Below are 8,032 nucleotides of genomic sequence, written 5' to 3'. Positions count from 1 at the left end.
GTCCACCATCTGGAACAGCTCCAGCGGAGTGTCGTTTCGCCCGAGCATCGCTCTACGCAGAAGAGGAGTTCACCAGTAGATTCGCTCCCTCAATCTACCGCTTCACACCCTGAGGCGCAGCGTTTTTCAACAGACTTCTAGGTCAGCACTTCCCAAGTCGACCGTGGTCGTCCAGAGATTGGCAGTTGTGAAAACGACCGGGATAATCGGTACCGGATGGTTCACATACAGCAAATGCGGAGCAGCACGAAGTAGCTGAACCAATCCATTGACGCCTCTCAAGACTTGACCGCAGGCTTCTTCGATTGCGCCACGGCCGGGAGGCCCGTCTCCTTTTTTGTCTGCCCGCACCTCATATCCCAGGGCGTACACCTCGCGTCCGTGGCTGAACGCCTTCGGCTCAGATAGAAAATTCCCGCCGTCGTATCTCACATGTTCGATGATCGGGCTTCGATCATCTTCCAAGTTCCTACGGAGATACCGCGCCCGCGCAAAGCACCAATTGGACAGAGCCGGGTTGGCACGCTTGCACTCGGCGGCGAGGAAACGCGTTGCACCAGCGCCGTCCCAAGAGGTTTGATGCAGAAGGAAGTCGATGCGTGTGGAATGGCCGCGTACCTCAACCGGCACCTCCACGCAGTCGAACACCCATTTCGCGTTGGACCGCCGATCGTGAAAAAGGGCTTCCGCACGGGAGAGGACAGCGTTCTGGAACGCATGGCCGTGCCGATTAATTGCCTCCCGCAACTCTCTCGCGACGGCGTCTGGTTTAAGAGGTGCAGCCATCGATTCATTGCTCCCGGACAAGGCGTCAATAGCTAACTGCTTCATCAGCAAGGGCGACCGAGCCCTATCGTGGTTCACGGATCCGGGAAGCTAGGGGATTCGCCCGCCGTCCGCCGCCGTTTTGCGTCGAGATAGAATGATAACGCGAGATAGAACGCCGGGTAGATGGTGGAGGCGAGGGTCAGCCAGGCGGGGGATGCGGGTAGCGCTGCACCATCGCGATGAGCATGACGGCCCAGACGGCGGCGCTGGCGAGAACGGGCGTGCGTCATGGGCGCGGGACGAGGTAGTCCACCTCCGCAGCAATGTGCCGCACGAACTCAAGCGGCGTGGAGGACATCGGCCGCCTCGGCAAGGATGTGGGGGCCGATGTACGGCGACAGTGCCTCGGTGGTCACCAGTTCCACCCGGCGGCCGAGGCGCGCTTCCAGCAGCTCCGCGAGCGCCATGAAGTTCGCGAAGGTCTTCTGCTCCTCGTCGAACTGGACCAGCACGTCCACGTCGCTGTCCGGCCGCGCCTCGTCGCGCACGACGGACCCGAACAGCGCCAGCCGCAGCACGCCCAGCGCGCGAATCTCCGGCTCCGCGGCTTGGATGATGGAGGTCGCGCGCGCGCGGGAAAGCGGCAGCGAGGGGACCGCCCCATCGAGCGCGGCGATTCGCCCGTGCGTCTCCATCGCCTCGATCCGCTCCATGTCCTTCGCCGCCGGGGAATGCACCACGCGCCACACGTCCCAGTCGCGCTGGAGGTCGAGCCAGAAGTTGGCATCGATCCCGAACAGCCGCTCCATCCGCAGCGCCGTGTCGGTCGTGACTGCCCGTTTCCCGCGGATGATCTCGTGCAGGCGCGGGTAGGAGATGCGCAGTCGCCGCGCCGCTTCGGCGAGCGAGAGCCCGAGCGGGTTGATGAACTCTTCCAGCAGCACCTCGCCCGGATGCCTCGGCGGGCGATCCGTTGACAGCGTATCCATCGGTCTCTCTCGTCACCATGAGAAGTGCGGGCCCCTGTACGCCATCCATTATAACGAGAGCCGTGACAGGGAGCCAGCCCGTGTTTATGCTGTCCTTCTCGCCCGCCGCCCTTTCGCGTCGAGGTAGAACGACAGGGCGAGATAGAAGACCGGGTAGATGGTGGAGACGAGGGTGAGCCAGGCGGGGGGATGCGGGTAGCGCGGCACCATCGCGACGAGCATGACGGCCCAGACGGCGGCGCCGGCGAGGACGGGCGTGCGCCACGGGCGCGGCACGAGGTTGGGGTAGATGAAGCGCACCGGAAGCACTGTGAGCAGCGCGAGCGCCAGGATCACGGCGGCGTTCACCCACGGCCCCAGCACGTCGAAGAAGACGCCCGCGTAGAACGCCACGACGTTCCAGTAGCTCGGGAAGCCCAGGAAGAAGCCGCCCCCCTCGTCCTTCGCGCCGGTGTTCGCGAAGCCGAAGAGGCTGGCGACGAGCGCGGGGCCGATGAAGAGCAGCCCCGGCGCCGGCACCCACCCCATCCGCCAGACCAGGAGCAGCGGAAGGAAGGTGAAGGTGAAGTAGTCGACGATGTCGTCGATGGTGCGGCCGTCCACGCGGTCGGCGCGCAGCTTCACGTCGAACGCGCGCGCCAGCGGCCCGTCGCTGGCGTCCACCGCCACGGCGACGAGGAGCCAGAGGAAGACGCGGCGAGGGTCGGGGCGCGGGCCGCACATCTCCATCGCCGCGAGGAAGGCGAAGACGATGCCGCTCGCGGTGTACGCGTGCACCCCGTACGCCAGCGCGCGCTGCACGGCGGTGACGCGCGGCTCCGCGGGCGGGGCGCTCATCCGTCGTCCGGGCGGTCGCTGCCCGTCGCGGCGGCGTGGGCTTCGGCCTCCACCTTCTCGCGCGCCTCGGTGCGGTCGCCGGGCTCCTCGGCCGTCTCGGGCTGCGTAGCGGAGGCATCGGGTTCGTAGCTCAGCTCCGCCAGGATGGGGAAGTGGTCCGAGCCCACCGCCTCCAGCCGCTTTAGCTCCAGCAGGCGGAAGTGGTTGCTGTGGAACACGTGGTCCAGCGGGAAGCGCATCAGCGCATTGTTGGCGTTGTAGCTGTTGAACATCCCCCGGCCCATGCGCGGGTCCATGAGCCCGCTCAGCCGCAGGAAGAGCTCGCTCACGGGCGACCACGCCACGTCGTTCAGGTCGCCGGCGACCACGGTGGGGCGCGGCGGGTCCTCGCTCGCGATCTCGTGGCCCAGCACCACGAACTCCGCGTCGCGCGGGGCGGAGGGCTGGTTGCGCAGCGGCTCGGGCGGGCGGGGATGCAGGCCGTGCAGATAGACGACCGCGCCGCTCTTCAGCAGGATGCCGGTGTGGATGGACGGCACGTCGGGCTGCACCAGGAAGCGCACCTGCGGCTCCACCAGCGACAGGCGCGAGAAGAGCATCATCCCGTAGTAGTTCTCCTGCGGCTGCGCGATCACGTGCGGGTAGCGCTCGGCCAGAGGTGCGACGGCACGGGCCCAGCGCGCGTCGATCTCCAGCAGCAGCACCGCGTCCGGGTCGCACTCGGCGATGCGGCGCAGGACGAGATCGTGCTGCTCGTTCTCCATCAGCACGTTGGAGATGAGCAGCCGGAACGACGCGCCCGCCTCGCGCGCGGCCTCCACGCCCAGGCGGCTCGCCTCCACGCGCACCCGGCCGATGCGTGTGTACGGGTAGATCTTGTACGTCTGCCACAGCACCACGGCCGCCATGGCGCCCACGTACGCCCACTCGGCCGGAAGACTGCGGAAGAAGAAGATCCGGTAGAGGATGCCGCACGCGCCCGCCACGAAGGCGATCTGCATGCGGGGGAAGTCCCAGTTGCGCACTGCCCAGTGCGTGCCGCGGCTGAGGCTGGCGGCGGTGCCGCCGGCCATGAGCACGCCCAGCACCACCAGGGTCCAGCGAAGCACGGTCGCGAGCATGGAGAAGGCGTCGGTGTGTTGGATGGATGATCGGCCGGCCCGCCGGACGTTCACGTATCGTACCACCGCAAGCCACCCATCTCCCAGATGCACGAAGGTCCCTCGCCGCCGTGGCGAGGGACCTTCGCTTTGTATCTACACCCTTCGCTCGATTCCGTCCTCGTCCCAACTGCTCGCCGGTGGTATGAAACCACCGGCTACGAACTGCGGTCGTCCTCCGGACGAGGCGCCCGCCCGTCCTCGACCATCGACGCGAAACATCGACACCGCCGTCGTCGCCGTCCGCCGAAACTACGCCAAATCCCAGCCGTGTAGGGCGCGGACCTGCGTATCCGCGGTGCTTCCGATGCGAAGGCGGATCGGACTCGCGATGAGACAGCGGCCCGATCCCGCGAATCAGTCGCCGCCGAGCTGGGCCATCAGCAGGTCGAGCGTGTCCTGGTCGATGCCGGCCTCGGGGAAGTCCGAGGGGGTGAAGCCGCCGGAGTGCGGGTCACGGCAGTGAGCGACGATTGCCCGCAGCGCTTCCGCGAAGCCCTCGGCGAGGCGGCGGATGGTGTCCTCGTCGTGCAGCTCCGTGCCGTACGTCCAGGTCGCCTGGAGGTGCCCGCCCGCCACCAGCGCGTCCACCGCGATCAGGTGCGGGCGCTCACCTGCCGGGCTGCGGGCGGGCCCCACATCTCCCGGCACGCCGGTGAAGAGCGAACCGGCATCGGGAGATGCGCCGCCCTCGAACTGGCCCAGGTAGTTGAAGCTCACCTCGGGCACCGGCAGCGCTCGAAGCGGCTCCACGACGGCGGGATCGTCGCTCAGGTAGCGCAGGATGCCGTAGCCGATGCCCTTGTGCGGCACGTGCCGAAGCTGCTCCTTCACGCCCTTGAGCGCGACACCCAGGTCGCCGTCCGCCGGCAGCGAGAGGTGCACCGGGTAGACGGTCGTGAACCAGCCCGCGGTGCGCGAGAGATCGACCGTCTCGAACAGATCCTCGCGGCCGTGGCCTTCCAGGTCCACGAGCAGGTCGCCCTCACCCGTCCAGCCGCGGAACGCCATCGCCAGCGCGGCGAGCAGCACATCGTTCACCTGCGTGCTGTAGACCGACGGCACGTCCTGCAGCAGCGCGCGCGTCTCCTCCTCGTCCAGCCCCACCCACATCCGCTGGGAGGTGCCTTCGGTGTTCCGGCCTCCTGCGTGGTCCAGCGGCAGCGCGTGGCCGGGGCCGCGGCCCTGCTCGGCCCAGAACGCCGCCTCGGCGCGCATCTCCGGCGAGCGGGCATGCTCCACGAGGTGCGCGGCCCACTGGCGGAACGAGGTCGTCTTCCGCGGCAGCTCGACCGCGCGGCCTTCGGAGAGCTGCGAATACGCCCGCTCCAGGTCGGCGAGGACGATGCCCCACGAGACGGCGTCGATCACCAGGTGGTGCGCGACGACCAGCATCCGCGGCGCGCGCCCGCCGCCGAAGCGGAAGAGGACGAAGCGGATGGCAGGCCCGTGCTCCAGGTCCAGCGAGCCCTGGATCTCCGTCCCGTGCGCCGCCACAGCCGCATCCTGCTCATCCGCCGCGACGTTCGAGAGGTCGACGACGGTGAAAGGCGCCGCCTGGTCCGCATCTACACTGAGCTGCTCCCACCCGCCATCGCCGAGACGGTAGCGGAGGCGCAACGCGTCGTGGTGCGCGACCACGGCGGCCACGGCGGCCTCCAACAGGGCGGGATCCACCTCCTCCCGCGCCTCGAAGAGGAATGAGAGGTTGAAGTGGTGCTGCTCGGCCACCTCCTGCTCCAGGAACCAGCGCTGCACCGGCGTGAGCGGAACGGGGCCGACGACGGCGCCCTGCTCCGCCTCCACCGCAGCGGCGGTGCCGGCGACGGGGGCCAGCTCGGCCACGGTCTGGAACTGGAACATCTGCTTGGGGGTGATGCGCAGGCCCTCGGCCGCGGCCTTCGCGATCACCTGGATGCTGAGGATGGAGTCGCCGCCCAGCTCGAAGAAGTTGTCGTTCGCGCCCACGCTCTCCGCGCCCAGGACCTCGCCCCAGATGCGCGCCAGCGTCTCCTCCACCGCGCCCACCGGCATCGCGAACTCTTCAGCCATGCCGTCGCGCCCGCCTTCCGGAGCGGGCAGCGCGGCGCGGTCCAGCTTGCCGTTCGCCGTCACCGGCAGCGCGGCGAGCGTCACGAACGCGGACGGGACCATGTACTCCGGCAGAGACTGCTTGAGGAAGCCGCGCAGCTCGGCGGCCGAAGGCGCCTCATCTCCCGATGGGACGACGTAGCCCACCAGCCGCCGCTCGCCCGCGCCGTGGCCGCGCGCGTCCACCACCGCGTCGCGCACGCCGGGGTGACGGGCCAGCGCGGACTCCACCTCGCCCAGCTCGATGCGGTGGCCGCGCACCTTCACCTGCTGGTCCACGCGGTCCAGGAACTCGATATCGCCGTTCGCCTGCCAGCGCACACGGTCGCCCGTGCGGTACAGGCGCGCGTCCGGCTCATCGCTGAACGGATGACGGACGAACGCCGCCGCGGTCAGCTCCGGACGGTTCAGGTAGCCGCGCGCCAGCCCGGCGCCGCCCACGTACAGCTCTCCCGGCACGCCCGCCGGCACGGGCCGCATCGCCCGGTCCAGCACGTAGACCTGCGTGTTCGCGATGGGCCGGCCGATGGACGGGGCCGCCGTCGCGCCCTCCCGCGGCTCGACGACGCCCGACGTGGCGACGACGGTGCTCTCCGTGGGCCCGTAGGCGTTGACGAGCGTGAACGGCAGGCCGGGCTTGGGATGCGAGCGCAGCCGGTCGCCGCCGGTGAGCAGCGTGCGCAGGGTGGTCTCCGCAGGCCACTCCTCGGCCAGCGCGGCTTCCGCCAGCGGCGTGGGGAGGAAGGAGATGGTGATGCGGCGATCCGCGAGCGAGCGGACGAGGTCGCGGGGGGCGCCGCGGACGTCGTCGTCCACCGGGTGCAGGCTGGCTCCGGCGGCCAGGTACGGCCACACCTCCCAGCCGGACGCGTCGAAGCCGGTGCCGGCGACCATCGTCGCGCGGTCTGCCGCGGTGACGCCGAACGCCTCCGCGTGCCAGGCGGCGAGGTTCGCGAGCGAGCGGTGCTCCACCTGCACGCCCTTCGGCTGGCCAGTGGACCCGGAGGTGTAGATGACGTACGCCAGGTCTTCCGCGGATGCCCCGTCCGCTAGGTTGTCGGACGACTCAGTCGCGACGTCCGCCCAGTCGGCGTCGATGCGGAGCGTGGTCCCCGCAAAGGACGGGAGATGCGCGGCCAGCCGCTCCTGCGTGAGGAGCACGGGGACGCCCGCATCTTCCAGCATGAAGGCGATGCGCTCCGCCGGGTAGGCGGGATCGATGGGCACGTACGCCGCGCCCGCCTTGAGCACGCCGAGCATCGCCACCAGCATCTCCGGCGAGCGCTCCGTGCAGATGGCGACGCGCGTCTCGCGCCCGGCGCCGAGCGCGCGGAGACGCCGTGCTAGGCGGTTGGCGCGCGCGTTCAGCTCGCCGTACGAAAGAGATTCGCCGGCCGACTCGACCGCCAGCGCGTCGGGATGCGCCGCGGCGTGCGCCTCGAACTGGCGGTACACGGGAATGGAGGTGTCGTACGGGCGCGCGGTGTCGTTCCAGCCGTGCAGGATCTGCCGCCGCTCGTCTTCCGAAAGCATGTCGACCTGCGAGATCGGCACGTCCGGCGTGTCCGCGAACCGGTCGAGGAGGATGCGCAGGTGCTCCATCATCCCCGCGATGGTGTCGCGGTCCCAGATGTCGGCGTTGTACTCCACCATGCTGGGCATGCCGCCCGCCATCTCCAGCGTGGCCAGCGTCTGGTCGAACTTGCTCTTCTTGGTGTCCACCAGCGAGACGCCCGTCTCCGCGAACAGCGAGCGGATGTTGAGGCGGCTCTGCATCGCCGAGTTCTCGATGTGGTGCGTGGTCTTCACGAAGGTGTGGTGGAAGTACATCACCTGGAAGACCGGGTTGCGGCTCAGGTCGCGCTCCACCGACAGCTCGTCCACCAGCCGCTCGAACGGCAGGTCCTGGTTGGCGTCGGCGTCGAGGATTGCCGTCCGCACCCGCAGCAGCGCCTGGCGGAAAGTGGGGTCGTCGTCCATGCGCGTGCGGATGGCGGCGCTGTTCACGAAGTACCCCACCAGCGGCTCGATCTCCGCATGGTTCCGGTTGCCCACCAGCGTGCCGACCACGATGTCGTCCTGCCCGCTGTACTTCTGGAGCATCACATTGTAGCCGGCCATCACCACCATGTTCAGCGACGCGCCCTCCTGCCGGCCGAACGCCTTCAGCTTCTCGGCCAGCTCGCC

At 69.1% G+C, this 8,032-nt stretch carries 5 protein-coding genes; all 5 read right to left on the bottom strand.

Annotated elements, in window-relative coordinates; genetic code table 11:
* Positions 1–126 precede the first annotated feature (126 nt).
* Positions 127–837 (bottom strand): hypothetical protein, encoded by a 711-nt coding sequence (locus VFE05_17195; GenBank protein ID HET6231815.1) that lies wholly within the window; start codon positions 835–837, stop codon positions 127–129.
* A 269-nt stretch (positions 838–1,106) separates the two neighbouring features.
* Positions 1,107–1,757 (bottom strand): HigA family addiction module antitoxin, encoded by a 651-nt coding sequence (locus VFE05_17190; GenBank protein ID HET6231814.1) that lies wholly within the window; start codon positions 1,755–1,757, stop codon positions 1,107–1,109.
* 84 nt (positions 1,758–1,841) lie between these two features.
* Positions 1,842–2,594 carry a hypothetical protein gene (locus tag VFE05_17185; protein HET6231813.1) on the bottom strand — a complete coding sequence of 251 codons (753 nt, stop codon included), beginning with the start codon at positions 2,592–2,594 and terminating at the stop codon, positions 1,842–1,844.
* A complete protein-coding gene (locus tag VFE05_17180) occupies positions 2,591–3,715 on the bottom strand; it encodes an endonuclease/exonuclease/phosphatase family protein (GenBank protein HET6231812.1) in 1,125 nt (374 codons plus the stop codon). The genes VFE05_17185 and VFE05_17180 overlap by 4 nt, the downstream gene beginning before the upstream one ends.
* A gap of 396 nt (positions 3,716–4,111) precedes the next feature.
* Positions 4,112–8,032 (bottom strand): amino acid adenylation domain-containing protein (locus VFE05_17175; protein HET6231811.1); only part of this gene is annotated, 3,921 nt, incomplete at its 5' end.

The sequence above is a fragment of the Longimicrobiaceae bacterium genome, from assembly GCA_035696245.1.
Classification (GTDB): Bacteria; Gemmatimonadota; Gemmatimonadetes; order Longimicrobiales; family Longimicrobiaceae; genus DASRQW01.
This window is presented reverse-complemented; position numbering and strand designations above follow the sequence as displayed.